The sequence below is a fragment of the Geodermatophilus sp. SYSU D00814 genome, from assembly GCF_054050055.1.
In genome coordinates, this window is the sequence record NZ_JBJGYP010000015.1 from 70,920 (window position 1) to 91,406 (window position 20,487).

19 protein-coding genes are annotated in these 20,487 nt (G+C 75.8%); 13 read left to right on the forward strand and 6 right to left on the reverse strand.

The window, feature by feature from the left end; translation table 11 throughout:
• The first annotated feature begins 41 nt into the window (after positions 1 to 41).
• From ACI780_RS13475 to ACI780_RS13495, 5 genes are all read left to right on the forward strand, one after another.
• The gene (locus tag ACI780_RS13475) at positions 42 to 2,618 is read left to right on the forward strand and encodes a DEAD/DEAH box helicase (RefSeq protein WP_457003442.1); all 2,577 of its coding nucleotides are present in this window, start codon (positions 42 to 44) and stop codon (positions 2,616 to 2,618) included.
• Entirely contained in the window at positions 2,615 to 3,208 is a 594-nt protein-coding gene (locus ACI780_RS13480; RefSeq protein ID WP_457003444.1) for a GNAT family N-acetyltransferase, read from the forward strand. Before ACI780_RS13475 ends, ACI780_RS13480 begins: the two co-directional genes overlap by 4 nt.
• Positions 3,209 to 3,226: 18 nt before the next feature.
• Positions 3,227 to 4,000 carry a sulfite exporter TauE/SafE family protein gene (locus ACI780_RS13485; protein WP_457003446.1) on the forward strand — a complete coding sequence of 258 codons (774 nt, stop codon included), beginning with the start codon at positions 3,227 to 3,229 and terminating at the stop codon, positions 3,998 to 4,000.
• A 56-nt stretch (positions 4,001 to 4,056) separates the two neighbouring features.
• A complete protein-coding gene (locus ACI780_RS13490) occupies positions 4,057 to 4,827 on the forward strand; it encodes a sulfite exporter TauE/SafE family protein (protein ID WP_457003448.1) in 771 nt (256 codons plus the stop codon).
• 69 nt (positions 4,828 to 4,896) lie between these two features.
• On the forward strand, positions 4,897 to 5,637 hold the full coding sequence (locus ACI780_RS13495; RefSeq protein WP_457003450.1) for a hypothetical protein: 741 nt from the start codon (positions 4,897 to 4,899) through the stop codon (positions 5,635 to 5,637).
• Between the two features lie 10 nt (positions 5,638 to 5,647).
• Here ACI780_RS13495 and ACI780_RS13500 read toward each other — a convergent pair whose 3' ends face one another.
• The 3 genes from ACI780_RS13500 to ACI780_RS13510 all read right to left on the reverse strand — a co-directional run bounded on the left by ACI780_RS13500 (position 5,648) and on the right by ACI780_RS13510 (position 9,136).
• Positions 5,648 to 6,229, reverse strand: a complete 582-nt coding sequence (locus ACI780_RS13500; protein ID WP_457003452.1) for a hypothetical protein — start codon at positions 6,227 to 6,229, stop codon at positions 5,648 to 5,650.
• A gap of 62 nt (positions 6,230 to 6,291) precedes the next feature.
• Positions 6,292 to 7,959 (reverse strand): alpha-amylase family protein, encoded by a 1,668-nt coding sequence (locus tag ACI780_RS13505; protein WP_457003454.1) that lies wholly within the window; start codon positions 7,957 to 7,959, stop codon positions 6,292 to 6,294.
• 106 nt (positions 7,960 to 8,065) lie between these two features.
• Positions 8,066 to 9,136 carry a TIGR03885 family FMN-dependent LLM class oxidoreductase gene (locus ACI780_RS13510; RefSeq protein WP_457003456.1) on the reverse strand — a complete coding sequence of 357 codons (1,071 nt, stop codon included), beginning with the start codon at positions 9,134 to 9,136 and terminating at the stop codon, positions 8,066 to 8,068.
• 149 nt (positions 9,137 to 9,285) lie between these two features.
• Between ACI780_RS13510 and malQ the strand changes: the two genes are divergently transcribed.
• Positions 9,286 to 11,124 carry a 4-alpha-glucanotransferase gene (gene malQ / locus ACI780_RS13515; RefSeq protein WP_457003458.1) on the forward strand — a complete coding sequence of 613 codons (1,839 nt, stop codon included), beginning with the start codon at positions 9,286 to 9,288 and terminating at the stop codon, positions 11,122 to 11,124.
• A 67-nt stretch (positions 11,125 to 11,191) separates the two neighbouring features.
• Here malQ and ACI780_RS13520 read toward each other — a convergent pair whose 3' ends face one another.
• Positions 11,192 to 13,810 (reverse strand): ExeM/NucH family extracellular endonuclease, encoded by a 2,619-nt coding sequence (locus tag ACI780_RS13520; protein ID WP_457003460.1) that lies wholly within the window; start codon positions 13,808 to 13,810, stop codon positions 11,192 to 11,194.
• Positions 13,811 to 14,043: 233 nt separating this feature from the next.
• Between ACI780_RS13520 and ACI780_RS13525 the strand changes: the two genes are divergently transcribed.
• The 5 genes from ACI780_RS13525 to ACI780_RS13545 all read left to right on the forward strand — a co-directional run bounded on the left by ACI780_RS13525 (position 14,044) and on the right by ACI780_RS13545 (position 16,439).
• Complete coding sequence (locus ACI780_RS13525; RefSeq protein WP_456872279.1) at positions 14,044 to 14,352, forward strand: hypothetical protein; 309 nt, start codon at positions 14,044 to 14,046, stop codon at positions 14,350 to 14,352.
• A gap of 64 nt (positions 14,353 to 14,416) precedes the next feature.
• Positions 14,417 to 14,620 (forward strand): hypothetical protein, encoded by a 204-nt coding sequence (locus tag ACI780_RS13530; protein WP_456872278.1) that lies wholly within the window; start codon positions 14,417 to 14,419, stop codon positions 14,618 to 14,620.
• A gap of 35 nt (positions 14,621 to 14,655) precedes the next feature.
• Complete coding sequence (locus tag ACI780_RS13535) at positions 14,656 to 15,069, forward strand: hypothetical protein (RefSeq protein ID WP_456872277.1); 414 nt, start codon at positions 14,656 to 14,658, stop codon at positions 15,067 to 15,069.
• 31 nt (positions 15,070 to 15,100) lie between these two features.
• Entirely contained in the window at positions 15,101 to 15,949 is an 849-nt protein-coding gene (locus tag ACI780_RS13540) for a DUF998 domain-containing protein (RefSeq protein ID WP_457003463.1), read from the forward strand.
• 40 nt (positions 15,950 to 15,989) lie between these two features.
• Positions 15,990 to 16,439: a pyridoxamine 5'-phosphate oxidase family protein gene (locus ACI780_RS13545; RefSeq protein ID WP_457003465.1), complete on the forward strand. Its 450-nt coding sequence runs from the start codon at positions 15,990 to 15,992 to the stop codon at positions 16,437 to 16,439.
• 13 nt (positions 16,440 to 16,452) lie between these two features.
• Here ACI780_RS13545 and ACI780_RS13550 read toward each other — a convergent pair whose 3' ends face one another.
• Both ACI780_RS13550 and ACI780_RS13555 read right to left on the reverse strand, forming a co-directional pair.
• Positions 16,453 to 17,361 carry a DMT family transporter gene (locus ACI780_RS13550; protein ID WP_457003467.1) on the reverse strand — a complete coding sequence of 303 codons (909 nt, stop codon included), beginning with the start codon at positions 17,359 to 17,361 and terminating at the stop codon, positions 16,453 to 16,455.
• 101 nt (positions 17,362 to 17,462) lie between these two features.
• Positions 17,463 to 18,215, reverse strand: a complete 753-nt coding sequence (locus tag ACI780_RS13555; RefSeq protein ID WP_457003469.1) for an SDR family oxidoreductase — start codon at positions 18,213 to 18,215, stop codon at positions 17,463 to 17,465.
• 85 nt (positions 18,216 to 18,300) lie between these two features.
• Here ACI780_RS13555 and ACI780_RS13560 point away from each other — a divergent pair, with 85 nt between their 5' ends.
• Both ACI780_RS13560 and ACI780_RS13565 read left to right on the forward strand, forming a co-directional pair.
• Positions 18,301 to 19,881 (forward strand): helix-turn-helix domain-containing protein, encoded by a 1,581-nt coding sequence (locus ACI780_RS13560; protein ID WP_456872273.1) that lies wholly within the window; start codon positions 18,301 to 18,303, stop codon positions 19,879 to 19,881.
• Between the two features lie 118 nt (positions 19,882 to 19,999).
• Complete coding sequence (locus ACI780_RS13565) at positions 20,000 to 20,476, forward strand: VOC family protein (protein WP_457003472.1); 477 nt, start codon at positions 20,000 to 20,002, stop codon at positions 20,474 to 20,476.
• Positions 20,477 to 20,487: the final 11 nt, after the last annotated feature.

Consider the following 20,487-nt stretch of genomic DNA (forward strand, 5'->3'; position numbering starts at 1 on the left):
CGCCGGGAAGGTCGCGGCCGTCGGGAACGCTGTCCCCCACGATGACGACCTCCACGACGGCGGGGACGGCTCCCCTCCCTCTCCTCGACGACCCCGGCGACCTCGCCGCCCTGCAGGCGCGCGGTGACGACGCCGACGAGCTGTTCACCGCCTTCGCCGCCTGGGCGGAGGCGGGCGGCACGCCGCTGTACCCGCACCAGGAGGAGGCGCTGATCGAGCTGGTCAGCGGTGCCAACGTCGTCCTGGCGACGCCGACCGGATCGGGCAAGTCGCTGGTGGCCACCGGCGCGCAGTACGCGGCGCTCGCCGCCGGCCGGCGCAGCTGGTACACCGCGCCGATCAAAGCCCTGGTCAGCGAGAAGTTCTTCGCGCTGTGCGGCGTCTTCGGCGCGGCCAACGTCGGCATGCTCACCGGTGACGCGAGCGTCAACCGGGACGCGCCGATCATCGCCTGCACCGCCGAGGTGCTGGCCAACACCGCGCTGCGCGAGGGCACAGACGCCGACATCGGCCTCGTCGTCATGGACGAGTTCCACTTCTACGGCGACCCCGACCGCGGCTGGGCCTGGCAGGTGCCGCTGCTGGAGCTGCCCCGCGCGCAGTTCCTGCTGATGAGCGCGACGCTGGGCGACACCACCCGGCTGCGCGAGGACCTCACCCGCCGCACGGGCCGGCCGACGGCGCTGGTCGCCTCCGCCGAGCGGCCGGTGCCGCTGCACCACTGGTACGCCACGACGCCGGCGCACGAGACGATCCAGGAGCTGCTCGACACCCGGCAGGCGCCGGTCTACGTCGTCCACTTCACCCAGGCGCAGGCCCTGGAGCGGGCGCAGGCGCTGATGAGCGTCAACGTCTGCTCCAAGGAGGAGAAGGCGGCCATCGCCGAGGCCATCGGCGGCTTCCGGTTCACCTCCGCGTTCGGGCAGACGCTGTCGCGGCTGGTGCGTCACGGCATCGGCGTCCACCACGCCGGGATGCTGCCCCGCTACCGGCGGCTGGTGGAGACCCTCGCCCAGGCCGGCCTGCTCAAGGTCATCTGCGGCACCGACACCCTCGGCGTGGGCATCAACGTGCCCATCCGCACCGTCGTGTTCTCCGCGCTGAGCAAGTACGACGGCACCCGCACCCGGCTGCTCAACGCCCGCGAGTTCCACCAGATCGCCGGGCGCGCCGGCCGCGCCGGGTACGACACCGCGGGCACCGTCGTCGTCCAGGCGCCCGAGCACGAGGTGGAGAACCTGCGCCAGTTCGCCAAGGTCGCCGACGACGCGAAGAAGCGCCGCAAGCTGGTGCGGAAGAAGGCGCCCGAGGGGATGGTGCCGTGGTCGAAGGCGACCATGGAGCGCCTGGTCGCCGCCGAGCCCGAGCCCCTGTCGAGCTCCTTCCGCGTGACCACCGCGATGCTGCTCGACGTCGTCGACCGGCCCGGCGACCCGTTCCGGGCCATGCGACGGCTGCTCACCGACAACCACGAGCCGCGCAAGCGGCAGCTGCGGCACGTCCGCGAGGCGATCGGCATCGCCCGCTCGCTGCTGCAGGCCGGCGTGCTCGAGCGGCTGCCCGAGCCGGAGCCCGACGGCCGCCGCTACCGGCTGACGGTCGACCTGCCGCCGGACTTCGCGCTCAACCAGCCGCTGTCGACGTTCGCGCTGGCCGCCGTCGACCTGCTCGACCCCGACTCGGACACCTTCGCCCTCGACGTCGTCAGCGTCCTGGAGGCCACCCTCGACGACCCGCGGCAGGTGCTCGCCGCCCAGGCCAACAAGGCGCGCGGCGAGGCGGTCGCGCAGATGAAGGCCGAGGGCATCGAGTACGAGGAGCGCATCGAGCTGCTCGAGGACGTCACCTACCCGAAGCCGCTGGAGGAGCTGCTCGAGCACGCCTTCGACGTCTACGTCCGCAGCAACCCGTGGGCCCGCGACGCGCACCCCTCGCCGAAGGCGGTGGTCCGCGAGATGTGGGAGCGGGCGATGACGTTCCGCGAGTTCGTCTCCGCCTACGGCCTGACCCGTTCCGAGGGCGCGGTGCTGCGCTACCTGTCCGACGCGGTGAAGGCGCTGCGCTCCGGCGTCCCGGCCGCGGCGCGCACCGAGGAGGTCACCGACGTCGTCGAGTGGCTCGGCGAGCTCGTCCGGCAGGTCGACTCGAGCCTGCTCGACGAGTGGGAGCAGCTGACCAGCCCGGACCAGCCGCTCGACGAGCCGGTCGCCGTCCCGGCCCGGGCGCGCCCGCTGACCGGTAACGAGCGGGCGTTCACCGCGATGGTCCGGAACGCCCTGTTCTCCCGCGTGCAGCTGTGGGCGCGGCGGCGCTGGTACGACCTCGGCGAGCTCGACGCCGGCTCCGGCTGGGACGCCGAGCGCTGGGGCGAGGTGGTGCGGGCCTACTTCGCCGAGCACGACGAGGTGGGAACCGGCGCCGACGCGCGCGGCCCCGGCCTGCTGGTGTGGGACCGCTCGGCCCCCGGCGTGTGGCGGGTCCGGCAGATCGTCGACGACCCGGCCGGCGACCACGACTGGGGCATCGACGCCGAGGTCGACCTCGCCGCCTCCGACGAGGCCGGCGAGCTCGTGCTGCGGGTGGTCGGTGCCGGCCGCCGGGACGACGCGTGGTCGTGAGGAGCGGGGACCTGACCTCGGTGACGACGGCGCGGCTGCGGCTGGACGCCGTCGCCTCGGCCGACGCCGACGAGCACCTCGCCCTGCTGAGCGACCCCGGTACGTGGGCGCACCTGCCCTCGGGCCGGGTGACCTCGCCCGAGGAGGTGGCCACCCGGATCGGGCACTCGCTCGAGGACTGGGGGCACGCGGGGCTGGGCTACTGGACCGCCCGCCTGCGGGAGGACGCCGACGTCCCGGGACTGCGGCCGGGGCAGGTGGTGGGCACCGGCGGCTGCGCCTGCCCGCCCGGGCGGTCGTGGTGGAACCTCTACTACCGCTTCACCCCGCCGGCGTGGGGCCACGGCCTGGCCGCCGAGCTGGTGACCGCCGCCCTGGACGCCGCGCACGCCGTCGCGCCGGACCGCCCGGTCGTCGCCTCCCTGCTCGAGCACAACGAGCGCTCCCGCGGCCGGGCCGAGCGGGCCGGGTTGTCGCTGGTCTGGCGCGGCCCGGACGCCGGCAACCCCGACCCGGACGCCGTCCGGCTGGTCTACGCCGACCGGCCGCTCGACGACGCCCTGCTCGCCGCGGTCACCGGCCCGGCGTGAGGGCCCGGCGGTGACCGGGTGACGCCGCTCGAGGCGGTCGCGGTCGCCGCGGCGGGACTGGCCGCGGGCGCGGTCAACGCCGTCGTCGGGTCCGGGACGCTGGTCACCTTCCCGGTGCTGCTGGCCACCGGGCTGCCGCCGGTGACGGCGAGCGTGTCCAACAGCCTCGGCCTGGTCCCCGGCAGCGTCGGCGGCGCGGTGGGCTACCGGCGGGAGCTGGCCGGCCAGCGCGGGCTGCTGCTGCGGCTGGTGCCCGCCTCGGCGCTGGGCGCGCTCACCGGCGCCGTGCTGCTGCTGACCCTGCCGGCCTCGGCGTTCGAGGCGGTGGTGCCCGCACTCGTCGGGCTGGCCGTCGTGCTGGTCGCGGTCCAGCCGCTGCTGACCCGCCGGCTCGCCGCCCGGCGCACCGACCCGGGCACCGTCCCGCGCGGGCCGCGGCTGGCCGGGCTGGTCGCCGCCGCCTACGCCACCGGCAGCTACGGCGGGTACTTCGCCGCCAGCCAGGGCGTGCTGCAGGTCGGCCTGTTCGGCCTGCTGCTCGCCGAGCCGCTGCAGCGCCTCAACGCGCTGAAGAACGTGCTCAGCTCGACGGTCAACGCGGTCGCGGCGCTGACCTACGTCCTGGTCGCCACCGACCGGGTGGACTGGGCCGCCGCGGCGCTGGTCGCCGCCGGGTCGGCGGCCGGCGGCCCGCTGGGCGCCCGGTACGGCCGGCGGCTGCCGCAGGCGGCGCTGCGGACGGCGATCGTCGTCCTCGGCGCGGTCGCGGTCGTCGTGCTGCTCGCCCGGTGAGCCGCGCGGGCCGGGGGCCGTGACAGGCTCGTCCCGATGCGCGCCCTCCGGCCCCGGTGCCCGTGACCGTCCTCGAGTGGGCCCTGCTGGTGCTGGCCGGGCTGGGCGCGGGCCTGTCGGGCAGCATCGCGGGCCTGGCCTCGCTGGTGAGCTACCCGGCGCTGCTGGCCACCGGGTTGCCACCGGTGACGGCCAACGTCACCAACACCGTCGCCCTGGTGCTCACCAGCGTCGGGTCGGTGAGCGCCTCGCGGCCGGAGCTGGCCGGGCAGGGCCGCCGGCTGCTGCCGCTGGTGGCCGCCGGGGTGCTCGGCGGCGCGGCCGGTGCCGGGCTGCTGCTGCTCACCCCGGCCGAGGCGTTCGAGCGGCTGGTGCCGCTGCTCATCGGCGGGGCGGCGCTGGCCATCGTGCTGCAGCGCCCGCCCGGGGAGCTGGCCGCCGAGGGGATGCGCCGGCACGGGCGGCGCGACCCGTGGTGGCTGGCCGCCGGGACGGCGCTGGTCGCGGTGTACGGCGGGTACTTCGGTGCCGCGGCCGGGGTGCTGCTGCTCGCGCTGTTCCTGCTGGGCACCGGCGAGGGGCTGCCGCGCAGCAACGCGTTCAAGAACGTGGTCCTGGGCGTGGCCAACGCGGTGGCCGCCGTCGGCTTCGTGGTGCTCGCCCCCGTGGCGTGGAGCGCGGTGCTGCCGCTGGCCCTCGGCTGCCTGGCCGGCGGCCGGCTGGGGCCGCGGGTGGTGCGCCGGGCGCCGCAGGCCCTGCTGCGCCGGCTGATCGGCCTCGCCGGGCTGGGTCTGGCGGTGGTGCTGGCGCTGGACGCCTACGGCTGAGGCCACCCGGTGTGGTGCCCGGAGGGGCGGGGCACCATGGTGGGCGGTGGACAGGGAGGACGACAGACGGTGACGACCAACGACGCGGCAGGACGGTTCCTCGAGGCGCTGCAGGAGCCGGCGACGGGGAGCGAGGACGGGCCGGAGATGGTGCCCTCGCGGCTGGCCCGGGCGTTCGCGCAGGCGGTGGGCGTGGACGGCGCGGCGCTGAGCATCCACGAGGGCGCGGGGCTGCGGACGCCGATCGGCGCCAGTGACCGGACCACCTCGCACGCCGAGCAGCTGCAGTTCACCGCCGGTGACGGGCCGTGCCTGCGCGCCCACGACACCGGCCGGGCGATCGTCTTCGACATCGAGGACATCAACCGCAACTGGCCCGAGCTGCACAGCGCGCTGCTGGGCGAGACGCCCTACCGGGCGGTGTTCTCCCTGCCGCTGGCCCCGCCGCTGGGGCCGACGGTGATCGTCGACCTCTACGCCCGCGAGCTGGACACGCTCACGTCCGTGCCGCGCGACGACGTCGAGGCCGCGTTGCTGGTGCTCACCGAGGAGCTGGTGCGCTCCTCGGGCGCCGCCCCGGTCGACGAGGGCGCCCGCTGGTGGGACTCCCCCGACGCCCGCCGCCGCAGCCGCGTCTGGCAGGCCACCGGCGTGGCCACCGTGGCGCTGGGCCTCGACGTCGTCGACACGCTGACCGTGCTGCGCGCGCACGCCTTCGCCACCGGCCGGGTGGTCGACGACGTCGCCGACGACATCGTCGAGGGCCGGCTGGACCCGGCCACCCTGCGCGACCCCGACACCGTCTCCTGAGCGGCCCGCCTCAGCGGCCGGTGTAGGCGGCCAGGAACAGCACGAACGCCGCGGCGGCCAGCAGCAGCCGCGCCGGTGTCAGCCCGTTGACCAGCCCCGCGGTGGCCTCCACCCAGGACGGGCGGACGCCGGCGTCGCGCGTGCCCCGGCGGACCAGCCGCACCTCGTCGGCCAGCAGCACGCCGGAGGCGCCGAGCAGCGTCAGCCCGACGACCAGCAGCACCAGCGACAGCTCCTCGGCGAACGCCTCGGCGCGGCCGGCCAGCAGCAGCGCCGCGACCAGCCCGGCGACCAGCCCCAGCGCGGCGCCCGCGACCGGCGCCCACGGGCCCATCCGCGTCATCGGCCCGGTGCGCCGGCGGTGCGCGGGCGCCGGCGGTGCCGGTGGGCGTCCGGAGACCGGGCCGGTGGCCAGCTGACCGGCCGGCAGCGGCTCACCGGCAGCGGCGGGGGGCACGGCCGGGCCGGCGGTCTGCACGGCGGGGCCGGCGGGTTGCCCGGTCGGCTGGACGGCCGGGTGGACGGTGGGCTGGACGGCGGTGGCGCCGGCGGGCGGGACGGGCGGCTGCGGGGGGACGGTCGGCTCGGTCATCGCACGTCAGGCTAGGGGGCCCGTCCGACCGGACCCGGGCTGGCCTGCGCTGCCCCGGGCCGTCACGGCAGGCGGCGGCTGTCCGCGGCGACCACCCGCAGCCAGCGGTACCCGTAGCCGTCGAGGGCCAGCTCCACCGCGCCGCCCTCGCCCAGCGGCGTCGTCCCCTCCTGCAGCAGGTCCTCCAGCACGGCGGAGGGGTCGCACCCGTCGAGGGTCAGCGGCACGGTGACCGGCTCCGCGCCGAGGTTGTGCACCGCGAGCATCACGCCGTCGTCCCACTCGCAGACGTGCGCCAGCACCGCCGCGTGCGGCTGCTCCAGCACCCGGAACGACCCCCAGCCCAGCTCCGGCGACTCGCGGTAGCGGCGGATCAGCAGCTTCACGAACGACAGCAGGGAGCCGGGGTCGCGGCGCTGGTCGGCGACGTTGACGAACTCCGGCGCGAACCCGCCGCTGACCACCGGGCCGGGCAGCCGGTCGGGGTCGGCGGTGGAGAAGCCGCCGTTGGGACCCGACGTCCACTGCATCGGCGTGCGGACGGCGAGGCGGCCCTCGGCGTCGAGGTCCTCCCCCATCCCGATCTCCTCGCCGTAGAACAGCACCGGCGTGCCGGGCAGGCTGAACAGCAGGCTGTAGACCATCCGCACCCGGCGCGGGTCGCCGTCGAGCATGGGCGGCAGCCGGCGGCGCAGCCCGCGGCCGTAGACCTGCATCCGCTCCTCGGGGCCGAACGCGGCGAACACCTCGGCCCGCTCGTCGTCGGAGAGCTTGTCGAGGGTCAGCTCGTCGTGGTTGCGGACGAAGGTCGCCCACTGGCTGTCGGGGTCGACGAACGGGCGCGCAGTCAGCGCCTGCACCAGCGGGCCGGCGTCGGCGCGGGCCAGCGACAGGTACGTCGCCTGCATGCCGACGAAGTCGAACAGCATGGTCAGCTCGTCGCCGTCGTCCCCGCCGAAGAAGTCCCGCTGCTGCTCGTGCGGCAGGTTCACCTCGCCGAGCAGCACGCCGCTGCCGGTGCGGCGGCCGAGGAAGGACCGCAGGTCGCGCAGGTACTCGTGCGGGTCGGGGAAGTCTGGGTCCTCGCCCTGCGTCTCGAGGAAGAACGGGACGGCGTCGACGCGGAAGCCCGACAGCCCCAGCTGCAGCCAGAAGCCCATGATCTTGGCGACCTCGTCGCGCACGCGCGGGTTGGTGACGTCGAGGTCGGGCTGCTCCTTGTAGAAGCGGTGCAGGTACCACTCCCCCGTCGGCTCGTTGAACGTCCAGGTGGACTCCTCCTGGTCGGGGAAGACGACCTGGTCGGAGGTGTCCGGCGGCTCGTCGTCGCGCCAGACGTAGAAGTCGTGGAACGGCGCGTCGCGGGCCTGCCGGCCCTGCTCGAACCACGGGTGGCGGATGGAGGTGTGGTTGACGACGAGGTCGGCGATCACGCGCATGCCGCGGTCGTTGGCGGTGCGGATGACCTCGACCAGGTCACCGTGGCTGCCCAGCCGCGGGTCGACGCCGTAGAAGTCGGTGATGTCGTAGCCGTCGTCGCGCTCGGCGGTCGGGTAGAAGGGCATCAGCCACAGGCAGGTGACGCCGAGGTCGGCCAGGTGGTCGATGCGCTGCGCCAGCCCCTCGAAGTCGCCGACGCCGTCGCCGTTCCAGTCCATGTAGGTCTCGACGTCGAGGCAGTACACGACCGCCGTCTTCCACCACAGGTCGGCGGTGTCGGTGATCCTCATGCGGGCTCCCTCGGCTCGGGCGGGCAGGACGTCGAGTGGTCAGTTGCTGCCGGTGACACGCGCGGACACGCCGACGCGAGCGGCCGCAGGTGCGCGTTCGGCGGGGTCAGCCGCCGGGGCGGCCCTCGGGCAGCACGAACGACGGGCCGGGCTCGGGCTCCTGCCGCGGCCGGCGCGGGCCCCCCGGCCCGTCCAGCGCCACGGCGGGCTGCGGCCGGGTGACCCCGAGCTGCGGCAGCACGTGCTCGCCGAACGCGTCGAGGAAGGGCCGCTGCTCCTTGCCGACGTGGTGCAGGTAGATCTCGTCGAAGCCGAGGTCGACGTACTCGGCCAGCCACGCCGCGTGCTGGCCGAGGTCGGAGCTGACCCGCACCGCGCCCTCGACCGCCTCCTGCGGGGTGTAGGCGCTGGCCTGCTCGAACGCCTCGGGGCCGTCGAGGTCCCAGCACAGCGGCGGCGGGAACGTGTTCGTGTACCACTGCTCGTAGGCGATCGCCTTCGCCCGCTCCGGGTCGGGGTCCCAGCACAGGTGCACCTGCAGCACGAGCCGCCCCCGGCCGCCGGCGTCGCGGTAGGCGCCGGTGAGCTCGCGCAGCGTGTCGTGCGGCTGGTTGATCGTGATCATCCCGTCGGCCCAGTCGGCGTGCCGCCGCGCCGTGGGCACGCTCATCACCGGCCCGACGAGTGCCGGCTGCTGCTCCGGCAGCGACCAGATCCGGGCCCGCTCGACGTCGACCAGCCCGCGGTGGGTGACCTCCTCGCCGGCCAGCAGGGCGCGGATGACGTCGACGCACTCGCGCAGGCGCGCGTCGCGGACCCGCTTGGGCGGCCACGGCGTACCGGTGATCCGCTCGTTCATCACCTGCCCGCTGCCCAGCGCCATCCAGAAGCGGCCCGGGAACATGGCCGCCAGCGTCGCCGCGCCCTGGGCGATGATCGCGGGGTGGTAGCGCTGCCCGGGGGCGTTGACCACGCCGCAGGGCAGGCCGGTGGTGGCCAGCGCCGCCCCGAGCCAGGACCAGGCGAAGCCCGAGTGCCCCTGGGCGGAGTTCCAGGGGGCGAAGTGGTCGGAGCACATGGCCGCGGTGAAGCCGACCTCCTCGGCGTGGCGGACGGCGGTCAGCAGGTCGGCCGGGTGCACCTGCTCGTGGGAGTTGTGGAAGCCGATCACGGTCACCGGTCGTGCCTACCGCAGCCCGGCGGGCCGCGCCCGCCGGACGGCGGCGTTCCGCCTGCTCGGGGCTGCGGGGGCCCGGGGAGCCGACGAGACCGGCACCACGTCGCCGCTGCGCTGCGCGCGGAGCGGCCCACCGTGAGGATCGGGGGGTGACACGCACCCCCAGCACCGACCGGTGGGGCATCGACGCCACCTGGCTCGACGCCCTCGACGAGGAACACGAGGTCGCCCAGGCCACGATCGACCGCCTCCGGGAGGTGATCGGCGAGCCGCCGGAGGACCTCGAGGACCGGGCGCCGATCGTGGCCCGCCCCGGCGACGTCCTCGAGGTCGACGAGGCCGAGGTGACCCTCGAGGACGGCTCGACCCGGCACGTCGACGGCGAGCTGCCCGAGGACTTCCCGCTGGGCTACCACCGGCTGCGCCCCGCGGGCGGCCCCGAGCGGCGGCTGATCGTCTCGCCGGGCCGCTGCTGGCTGCCCACCGACCGCGCGTGGGGCTGGGCGGTGCAGCTCTACGCCACCCGGGGCCGGGGAAGCTGGGGCATCGGGGACCTCGCCGACCTGCGCACCGTGCGCGAGACGGCCGCCGGTCAGGGCGCCGGGTTCGTGCTGATCAACCCGCTGCACGCCGTCGCCCCCACCCCGCAGCAGGAGGCCAGCCCCTACCTGCCGGCCACCCGCCGCTTCCGCAACCCGGTGTACCTGCGCGTCGAGGAGGTTCCCGGTGCCGACCGGGTCGACGTCGACGGCGACGCCGGCCGGGCGCTGTCCGACGGCGACCTGATCGACCGCGACGCGATCTGGGCGCGCAAGCGGGAGGTGCTGCGCCGGGTCTTCGACGCCACCGGCCGCGACGACCCCGCCTTCCCCGACTGGTGGTGGCACCAGGGGCAGAAGCTGCAGGACTGGGCCACCTGGTGCGCGCTGGCCGACGCCCACGGCCCGGACTGGCACACCTGGCCCGAGGAGCTGCGCGACCCGCGCAGCGAGGCGGTCGGCCGGTTCGTCGCCGAGCACGAGCGCGACGTCGCCTTCCACGCCTGGCTGCAGTGGTGCCTGTCGCTGCAGCTGGAGCGGGCCACCGAGGGCATGACCGTCATCCAGGACCTGCCGATCGGCGTGGCCGGCGGCGGCGCCGACGCGTGGACCTGGCAGGGCGTGCTGGCGCAGGGCGCGTCGGTGGGCGCACCCCCCGACGCGTTCAACTCCCAGGGCCAGGACTGGGGCTCCCCGCCGCTGGTCCCCTGGCGGCTGCGCGCGGCGGACTACGAGCCGTTCGTCGAGTCGATCCGCGCCACGATGGCCGGTGCCGGCGGGCTGCGCATCGACCACGTCATGGGCCTGTTCCGGCTGTGGTGGGTGCCCGCCGAGGGCGGCGCCGCGGACGGCGCCTACGTCCGCTACCCGGCCGAGGACCTGCTGGACATCGTCGCGCTGGAGAGCCACCGGGCGCAGGCGGTCGTCGTCGGCGAGGACCTCGGCACGGTCGAGGACGGCGTGCGCGAGGCCCTCGCCGACCACGGGGTCCTCAGCTACCGGCTGCTGTGGTTCGAGGAGGACGACCCCGCCGGGTGGCCGGAGGCGGCGATGGCCGCCGTCACCACCCACGACCTGCCCACCGTGGCGGGCCTGTGGAGCGGCGAGGACGTCGAGGAGCAGCGCGAGTACGGCACCGGCACCGACGAGGAGCTCGAGCGCGGCCGGGCGTCGCTGCTGGAGAAGCTGCCCGGGCTGCGGCGGAACGCCAGGGCGGAGACGGCGGTGAAGCGGGCCCACGAGCTGCTGGCGCGGGCGCCGTCGCTGCTGCTGTCGGCCACCCTCGACGACGCCCTCGGCGTGCGGCGCCGCCCCAACGTGCCCGGCACCACCGACCGGCCCAACTGGTCGCTGCCGCTGCCGGTGCCGGTGGAGGAGCTGGCCGGCCAGCCGCTGCTGCGCGACGTCGCCCGCGTGCTGGCCGACGGCGTGCGGCGCACGGCCGACTGAACTCCTCCGGACACGCGACCGGCGCGGCCCCCGAGGGGACCGCGCCGGTCGCGTGTCCAGCGGACGCCTAGGACTCCGCGCCCTCCGGCTCGCTGCTCCCGGTGCCGCGGCCCTGGGTCAGGACGTCGCCCTCCCCCGGACCGCCGACCAGCGTGTCGTCGCCGTTGCCGCCCTCGAGGGTGTCGGCGCCGAAGCCGCCGAGCAGCCGGTCGTCGCCGTTCTCCCCGGACAGCCGGTCGTCCCCGGCGCCGCCGCAGATCACGTCGTCGGCGTTGCCGCCGGTGATCGTGTCGTTGCCGCCGAGACCCATGATCACGTCGACGCCGGTGGTGCCGCGCAGCGTGTCGTCCCCGTCGGTGCCGCGGATGGTCGGGGCCAGCCCGTTGCAGCGCTCGTCCAGGTCGATCCCGAGGACCAGCGGGTCGTGGTCGCTGGACCGGTAGGGGTCGGCCTCGTAGAGCGCCGGGTCGCCGTCGTACTGGTAGGCCGACGACTCGACGGCGTTGATGTTCCAGTGCGCCAGCCCGGTGACCTTCTCCTCCAGCGCCGCGGTGGCCAGCGCGTGGTCGAGCGAGCCGGACAGCCCGTCGAACACGTAGCTGTAGCGGCCCGGGTCGAACTCCTCGCCCAGGTCGGCGTAGCCGGCGTCGCGGAGGGCGACGATCGGGTCCTCCTGGCTGTAGGCGTTGAAGTCACCGAGCAGGACGACGTCCTCGTCCCCGGTCTCGGCGCGCAACCGGTCGGCGAACGCGGCGAGCGAGGCGGCCTGCCGCGTGCGGTCGCCGTTGTAGGCACCCTGGCCGTCGCCGGCGTCGACGTTGTCGCCGGTCGCCCCGCCCGCGCCCTTGGACTTGAAGTGGTTGGCGACGACGGTGAACGCGTCGCCGTCCTTGACGAAGGTCTGCGCCTGCGGCTCGCGGGCGTTGTCCCAGACCTCCTCGTCGACCAGGCCCACCGGGTCGCCGACCGGCTGCACGACGTCGTCCTGGTAGATGATCGCGCTGCGGATCACGTCGCGGTCGACGGCGTAAAGCTCCTCGGGCAGCGGCACGTAGGCCCACTTGTCGTACCCGGCGGCGGTGTTCAGCCGGCCGACCAGGTCGGCGAGGGCGCCGTCGGCGTCGCCCGGGCTGGCACCGGTGGAGTCGGTGTCCTCGATCTCCATGAGGGTGACGACGTCGGCCCCGAGCGCCTCGATGGCGCTGACGATCTTGGCCGCCTGCTCCTCGAACTCCGCCGGGCTGCTCGCGCCGCGGGCGTCGGGCCCGGTGAGGGTGGTGAAGTAGTTGAGCACGTTGAACGCGCCCACCTGCACGTCACCGCCCACCGGGTCCGGCGCCTCCGGGCGCTCGCCGAGCGTGCCGATCGTGCCCTCGGGGGTGCCGTCGGCCGGCTGCAGCCGCCAGTTGTTGAACCCGTAGCCCAGCACCGTCGGGGCGGTGAACACGACGGTCTCGCCGACCCGGATCGGGTCGGCCGCCGTCAGGTAGGGGTGGTTGGTGACGCCGGTGCGTGCGGTGGAGGCGTCGTCGAGGACGATCCGGCGGCGGGCGTTGTCGGAGGCGACGGCGGTGGCCTCCGGGGTGCCCGGCCGGGCCACCTCGGTGGGCTGCAGGAGCACGCCGTCGGCCGCGAGCAGCAGCTCGCCGAAGCCGCCCTGGGCGCCGCCCACGAGCTGGAAGACGTCGCTGACGACGAGGTCCTCGTCGGGGGCCACGAGCATGCCCTCGAGCCGCTCCCGCTCGGCGTCGGTGGCCGGGAGCGCCAGCGCCACGGCGGCCGGCAGGTCGCCCTCGTCGCCGTCGGCGCACACCGCGACGTCGGTCTGGGAGGTGATCTGCGTCTGGCCGCCGAACTCGTTGGCCCGCCCGGTCACCGCCACGGTGTCGCCGAGGTCCACCGCCACGGGGCTGAACACGAACACGCCGTCGGAGGTGGCGGGGTCGCCGTCGCCGTCGGGGTCCTGCAGGTAGAAGCCGGACAGTCCGGGCACGTCGCCGACGACGACGCCGCGGACGGTGACCGTCGTCCCGTTCACCGGCGTGGTGGCCCCGGTCCCCTGCACGGCGCCGATCTCGGAGGTCGGGGTGGTGTCGCAGACGCCGGCCGGCGGGGGCGGGGGCTCGGGGGTGAACGTGGGGTTCACCGAACCCCTGGTGCTCGCCGCCGGGCCGAACCACCGCAGCGCCTGCGTGTCGGTGTCGTACCGACGGGACAGCGACTGCCCCTCGGGAACACCCTCCTCGGACACCCCGATGTCGGTGCTGACCATCCCGTCCGCCGGTCCACCGACGGCCGTGAAGACGCCCTCGTAGGAGAGGAACTCCGCGACCGTGCCGTCGGGACCCACGAGCGCGAGGCCGTCGGGCGAGCCGTTCTGGACACCGGCGGAGGCCGGGTAGTCGACCACGGCCACGGCGGGACCGGTCACCGACGGGAGCGTCTGCCGGGAGACGGCGTCGTAGACCACGCCACCGTTGCCGTTGTAGAGGAAGAGCTTCCAGCCAGCCGACGAGGTCCCGGCAGGGAACTCGACCTCGACGAACTCGCCGGTGTCCGTACCGGCGTCGTCGTAGTGGATCTCGGAGATGAACGGCGTGCTGGGCGCGGCCGAGGCGATCGCGGGGAGGCCCACGACGGCCAGGGAGGCGGCGGCGGTGCCGAGGGCGGCGCGGCGCGCGAGCACGCGCCGGGATCCAGGGGATGAGCGCACGGAGAACCCTTCGAGAGGCGCCGGGGACGTCCACATGGTGGGCACACGAGGTGCCCGGGCCGACAACGGGGTGTGACGGTCGGATGACTGCGGCGTGCAGTGTGACCCCGATCCCACCGGTACCGGCGTGTCGCGGTTCCGACACGCGGTCGTCCGGCGCCGTCGTCGACCGAACGCGTGTTCGACCGGCGTGCCAGACTGCGCAGGTGGCAGGCGGGATGCACCGGGGGTCGTCACGGCCGTCGCTCGGCGAGCGCGCCGCCGACTCCGGCGTCCGCCCGGCCGGCCCGCCCCCGGCGGCCGGCGCCCTCCCGCCCCCGCGCCGGGACGACACCGGCCGGCACTGCTGGGTGCACGACCCGCCGGGCGCCTCCGGCCGGCTCCCCGGCCTGCTCGTCGAGTGGCGGCAGCGGCCCGGGGGCTGGCAGGGCCGGGTGGCCTACGCCGTCCCCGGTCCGCACGGGCCGGTGCTGGTCGAGGCGTGGCTGCCCGCCGCCGCCCTGCAGCAGCGGTGAGGCGTTTCCCCGGCGACGGGACGGCTATGGCCTCCCGGAGAGAACCGACCACGGAGGTACCGCGATGACCACGCCACCCGACCGCCCGACCCTCGACGACGTCATGGACACCGAGGAGTCCGCGCCCCGGGACCGCCAGCAGCACGGCAAGGCCGACCCCCGGCCCGACGACGACGAACTCCAGCACCGCACCGAGCAGGAGCGGCAGGCCGTGGGCTCCGACGACGCCGACCCGGCCGGGGCGGACTTCCACGCCGCGACCGACTGAACGGCGACCCCGGGGTGCGTCCCGCGCGGACGCCGGTGACCCGGCTCGGGCCCGACGGCGTCGGCTGCTGGGTGGTCAAGACCGCCCGGCCGCCGGACGCCGTCGTCCCCGGCTGGCGCCCCGGGCAGACGCACGAGGTGACCCGCTGCCTGCGGCCGTCCTACCGGCTGGGCCTCGTGCGGCCCGGGCAGCCGGTGCTGCTGTGGCTCAGCGGCCGCGACCGCCCCGGGGTGCACGCCACCGGCGTGCTGGCCGCCGAGGTGGCGACCGGTGACGACGGCCCGGTCGTGGTCGTCCGGCTCACCCTGCTGCCCGACCCGATCCCCCGCGCCGACCTGCTGGCCGACCCGGCCGCGCGGGACGCCGAGGTGCTGCGCGCGCCGGCCGGCAGCAACCCCTCCTACCTGACCCCGGCGCAGTACGCCGCCGTCCTCGCCCACCTCCCGTGACACCGCAGCCGGCCGCGACGCGGCTGGGACCATGGGACGCGTGTCGAGGAAGCGGATCACCTGGGGCGCGCTCGCCTGGCTGCTGACCCTGCAGTTCTTCGTCGTCGAGACGATCGCGCAGCTGAGCTCGGAGGTGCCCTACTCGCGCTCGGCGGAGGTCATCAGCGCGCTGGGCGACCCCACCCGGCCCGGCTCCACCCTGATGAACGCCTCGTTCGTCGTGCAGGCCGCGCTCATCGGCGCCGGCGCGGTGGCGCTGCTGCCGGCGCTGCGCGGGCGCGCCGCCCGCCCGGCGGTGGCGCTGCTCGGCGCCGCCGCGCTCGGCGTGCTGCTGGTCGGGGTCTTCCCCCGCCTGACCGACCCGTCGCTGCACACCACCGGCGCGGTGCTGTACCTGGTCGGCGGCGGGCTGGGCCTCATGGCGCTGGCCTACGCCGTGCGGCCGTGGTCGGAGGCGCTGGGGACCACGGTGGTCCTGCTCGGCCTGTTCGGCACCGCGATGACGGTCTTCTACGCCGCCGGGGTGGTCGGGCTGCTCGGCGAGGGCGGCACCGAGCGGGCCGCGGCCTACGTGCTGCCGATCGGCCTGGCGCTGGCCGGCCCGGCCCTGTGGTGGCTCACCCGCACCCGCGACGAGCCGGGGCCCGGCGGCCGCCGGTCGCGCGCCGAGGCGCGGGAGCAGGAGCGGCTGGCCCGCGCCCGCAGCGCCGCCGAGCGCGACGACGCCCTCGAGGCCGCCGCCCGCCGGGCCGCGGCGGCGCAGCGGCGCGGCACCACCGGCACCGGTCCGCAGGCCGGCTCCCCCGACGACGGCCCCTCCGACGACCACGACGACGACCTCGACCCCGACGACCCCTGGGCCGGCCCGCGGCGCCGCTGAACCGGTCGCGGCCGCCCCCGCCCGCCGCCACGATGGGCAGGTGAGCTCCGAGACCACGCTGCAGGAGATCCCCGTCGACGAGTGCTACCGGCTGCTCGCCTCGCACGAGATCGGCCGGCTGGCCGTCAACGCCGAGCACCACCCGTTGGTCTTCCCGGTCAACTACGCCATGGACGGCACCACCGTGGTCATCCGCACGGCCCCCGGCACCAAGCTGACCGCCGCCGACCACGCCAACGTGACCTTCGAGGTCGACGAGATCGACCGGCGCACCCGCAGCGGATGGAGCGTCCTCGTGCGCGGCCTCGCCGAGGAGGTCGGGCCCGGGCACCGCGCCGACCTCGTGGCCCGCACCTCCGCCACCGGCCTGCAGCCCTGGGCGCCCGGGGAGCACGGGCACTGGCTCCGGCTGATCCCGACCGCGGTCACCGGCCGGCGGATCGTGCCCGGCGAGCTGCCGCCGGCGGTCGACCCGCGCGCCTACCTCTAGGCCGGACCTCCGGTCAGGCCGGCTGCCGGGCCGGCGCCGGGGCGCGCACCGGCCCGCGCCGGCGCGAGAGCGCCACGCCGGCCAGGCACACCACGCCACCGACCACCGCCAGCGGAGCCGGGACCTCGTCGAGCAGCAGCCAGGACAGCAGCACCACCAGCGGCGGCACCAGGTAGGTGGTCACGCCCAGCCGGCCGGCCTCGGTGCGCGCCAGGGCGTAGGCCCAGGTGCTGAACGCCAGCGCCGTGGGCACCACCCCGAGGTAGACCGTGCCCAGCACCGACGACGCCGGCGCGGTGGCCAGCTCGGTCACCAGCGCGCCGGCCCACGGCAGGCAGCACACCGCCCCGATGGCGCAGGCGGTGGCGGTGACCTGCAGCGGCGGCAGCCGGCGCAGCACCGGCTTCTGCGCCACCACGCCGACGGCGTAGGTCACCGCGGCCACCAGGCACAGCAGCACGCCGAGCAGGTCACCGCCGCCCTGCCGGCCGGCGACGCCGATGAGCAGCACCCCGGCGAAGGCGACGGCGAGACCGGCCACCAGCCAGCGCGGGAAGCCCTCCTGCAGCCAGACGCCGGCCAGGACCGCGATGAGGATCGGCCCGACGTTGACCAGCATCGCCGTCGTCCCGGCGTCGAGGTGCCGCTCGGCGGCGTTGAGCGCCACGTTGTAGACGGCGAACCAGCCGACCCCGCAGACGGCCAGCAGCCGCCACTCGCGCGGCGTCGGTGCCACCCACCCGCGGCCCACCGACAGCAGCGCCAGCACCGCCGCGCCGACCAGCAGCCGCCCCAGCGCCAGGGCCCCGGGCGAGAGGTCGGCGCCCACCGCGCGGATGCCGACGAAGGCCGACGCCCACGCCAGCACGGTGACGGTGACGGCGGTGAGGACGGGCAGGGAGACCGGGCGGGCTGGGGGCACGTCCCCGAACCTAGGGACCGGCACCGACGCCGCGCTGGCGACTTCCGGACACCGCACCGGGACGGCAGGCCCGGCGCGGAGTCCGGCAGGATCGCCGCGGTTCAGGCGCCCCGCAGGTGCTCGGCGTAGGTGCGGCGCCCCCGCGCGGCCCCCGGGCCGGGCAGCACGCCGCCCTCGCGGAAGGCCGCCGAGAGCCGTCCCGGCAGCGGCGTGGCCACCACCCGGACCCCGGGCTCGCGGGCGGCCGCCCAGGCGCGGGCGAGCTCGGCGGCCGACAGCGCCTCCGGCCCGCCGAACTCGACGACGTCGCCGGTCGCCGCACCGGAGGCGACCTCGGCCACGAAGGCGGCCGCCTCCCCGACGTCGACCGGTGCGGCCTGCCAGCCCATCGGCACCGGCAGCACCGGGCCGCGGCGGGCGGTGGCCAGCATCTCGTCGACGAAGTGGTGGAACTGGGTGATCCGCAACAGCGTCACCGGCAGGCCGGAGGCCAGCAGCACCTGCTCGGCGGCGAACTTGGCCCGGTAGTAGTTCCAGGGCACCCGGTCGACGCCGACGATCGAGACGTAGACCAGGTGCTGCACGCGCGCGCGGTCGAGGGCCTGCACCAGGCGGCGGGTGCCGGCGACGTCGACCTGCCACGGGTCCCCCCGCGGGTCGCTGGCCGCGTGCACGACGACGTCGACGCCGCGGACGGCCGCCGGCAGGTCGCGGCCGGTGGCCAGGTCGGCGCGCACCCCGCCGGGCCCCGCGCCGCGCCGCGACATCTGCCGGACCGCGTGGCCGGCCTGCTGCAGGACGGGCACCACCCTCCGGCCGAGCTGACCGCTTCCCCCGGTGACCAGGACGTCCATGGGCACAGTCTGCCGCTCCGGGCGGACCGGTCCTCCCCGGCGCGCCTCGCCGGTGCATCTCACGTACGAGATACCGTGGCCTCCCGTGACCGCGACCGAGTTCCCGGCCGAGACGACGGCCCCCTCGTCCGCCCTGCCCCCCGCCAGCGGCGCCGCCGTGCGGATCGGCGCGCTGGTGCGCGACGCCCGCCGGCACCGCGGCCTGACCCAGCAGCAGCTCGCCGAGCGCCTCGGCACCAGCCAGAGCGCCGTCGCCCGCATCGAGCAGGGCGGCCAGAACCTCACCCTGGACCTGCTCGGCCGGCTGTCCGAGGCGCTGGAGAGCGCGCTGATCAGCGTGGGCCCGGCCGGCCCCACGCACCTGCGGGTCACCGGCGGCACCCCGCTGCGCGGCAGCGTGACGGTGAAGTCGTCGAAGAACGCCGCGGTGGCGCTGCTGTGCGCCGCGCTGCTCAACCGCGGCCGGACGACGCTGCGCAACGTCGCCCGCATCGTCGAGGTGGACCGCATCCTCGACGTGCTGCGCTCCATCGGGGTCTCGGCCACCTGGGACGCCGCCGGCCGCGACCTGACCCTGCAGGTCCCCGACGAGCTGGACCTGGCCGGCATCGACGCCGACGCCGCCCGCCGCACTCGCAGCATCATCATGTTCCTCGGCCCGCTGCTGCACCGGGCCCGCGAGTTCCGGCTGCCCTACGCCGGTGGCTGCGACCTGGGCACCCGCACCGTGGAGCCGCACATGATCGCGCTGCGGCCCTTCGGGCTGGCGATCGAGGCGCACGCCGGCGAGTACCAGGCCACCGTCGCCCCGACGGCGACCGAGCGGCGCACCATCGTGCTGACCGAGCGCGGCGACACCGTCACCGAGAACGCGCTGCTGGCCGCCGCCCGCACCGAGGGCACCACGGTCATCCGCAACGCCAGCTCCAACTACATGGTCCAGGACCTCTGCCTGTACCTGCAGCTGCTCGGCGTCGGCGTCGAGGGCCTCGGGACGACGACGCTCACCGTGACCGGCCGAGCGGTGCTCGACGCCGACGTCGACTACACGATCAGCGAGGACCCGGTCGAGGCGATGAGCCTGCTGACCGCCGGCATCGTGACCGGCTCGGAGCTCACCGTGCGCCGCGCGCCGGTGGAGTTCCTCGAGATCGAGCTGGCGGTGCTGGCCGAGATGGGCCTGCGCCACTCCCTCTCCGAGGAGTACCTGGCCGACAACGGCCACACCCGGCTGGCCGACATCACCATCCGCCCCTCGCAGCTCAAGGCCCCGATCGACAAGATCCACCCGATGCCGTTCCCGGGCCTCAACATCGACAACCTGCCGTTCTTCGCCGTCATCGCCGCCTCGGCCACCGGCTCGACGCTCATCCACGACTGGGTCTACGACAACCGCGCCATCCACCTGTCGGACCTGACCCGCCTGGGCGCCGACGTGCGGCTCATGGACCCCCACCGGGTGCTGGTGACCGGCCCGACCCGCTGGCGCAGCGCCGAGGTGGTCTGCCCGCCGGCGCTGCGCCCGGCGGTGTGCATCCTGCTGGCGATGCTGGCCGCGCGCGGCACGTCGGTACTGCGCAACGTGGACATCATCGCCCGCGGCTACGAGCACCTCTACGAGCGGCTGGTCGAGATGGGCGCCTCGATCGAGGTCTTCTCCGACTAGTGCGGCAAAGGAAGCTATCCGCACGTCTCGGCCGTTCGGACGTGCGGATAGCTTCCAATGCCTGGGCAGGTCACCGGGGGTTGACCCTGACGCCACGTCAGGCGCTTCGCTCGCGCGCATGACCGACACCGCAGCCCCCGGCGTGGACCGGGACGTCTACCCCATGCCCGCGTTCGTCACCTTCCCGGTGAGCGACCTGGCGGCGACCACGCGCTGGTATGAGGCCCTCGGGTTCGTCGTGCTGGCCACGCTGCCCGGCCCCGGCGGGACGGACTCCCTGGTCCACCTGCGCCGGCAGCGCTACCAGGACCTGCTGCTGGTCCCCGGGCGGCCCACGCCGGGCCCGCGGGTCGGCTTCGCCGCCGGCGAGGAGGACCTCGACGAGCGGGCCGCGCGGCTGCGGCGGCACGCGGCCGGCGGCTCCGTCGAGGGACCGGTGGACACGCCCTGGTTCACCCGCGACCTGGTGGCGACCGACCCGGACGGCTACGTCGTCGTCCTCACCGCGCCGCGGCTCGCCGACGTCGCCGCGGCCCCGGAGTGGACCGACGCGGTCACCGGCTCCCTGGGCCGCCGGCCCGGCGGGGCCGGGTAGCGCGGCGGACG

Coding starts and splice junctions, on each gene's coding strand:
- ACI780_RS13475 (WP_457003442.1), top strand. CDS start 42: ATGACGACCTCCACGACGGCGGGGACGGCTCCCCTCCCTCTCCTCGAC.
- ACI780_RS13500 (WP_457003452.1), bottom strand. CDS start 6,229: ATGACCGAGCCGACCGTCCCCCCGCAGCCGCCCGTCCCGCCCGCCGGC.
- ACI780_RS13505 (WP_457003454.1), bottom strand. CDS start 7,959: ATGAGGATCACCGACACCGCCGACCTGTGGTGGAAGACGGCGGTCGTG.
- ACI780_RS13530 (WP_456872278.1), top strand. CDS start 14,417: ATGACCACGCCACCCGACCGCCCGACCCTCGACGACGTCATGGACACC.
- ACI780_RS13540 (WP_457003463.1), top strand. CDS start 15,101: ATGGGACGCGTGTCGAGGAAGCGGATCACCTGGGGCGCGCTCGCCTGG.
- ACI780_RS13555 (WP_457003469.1), bottom strand. CDS start 18,215: ATGGACGTCCTGGTCACCGGGGGAAGCGGTCAGCTCGGCCGGAGGGTG.
- ACI780_RS13565 (WP_457003472.1), top strand. CDS start 20,000: ATGACCGACACCGCAGCCCCCGGCGTGGACCGGGACGTCTACCCCATG.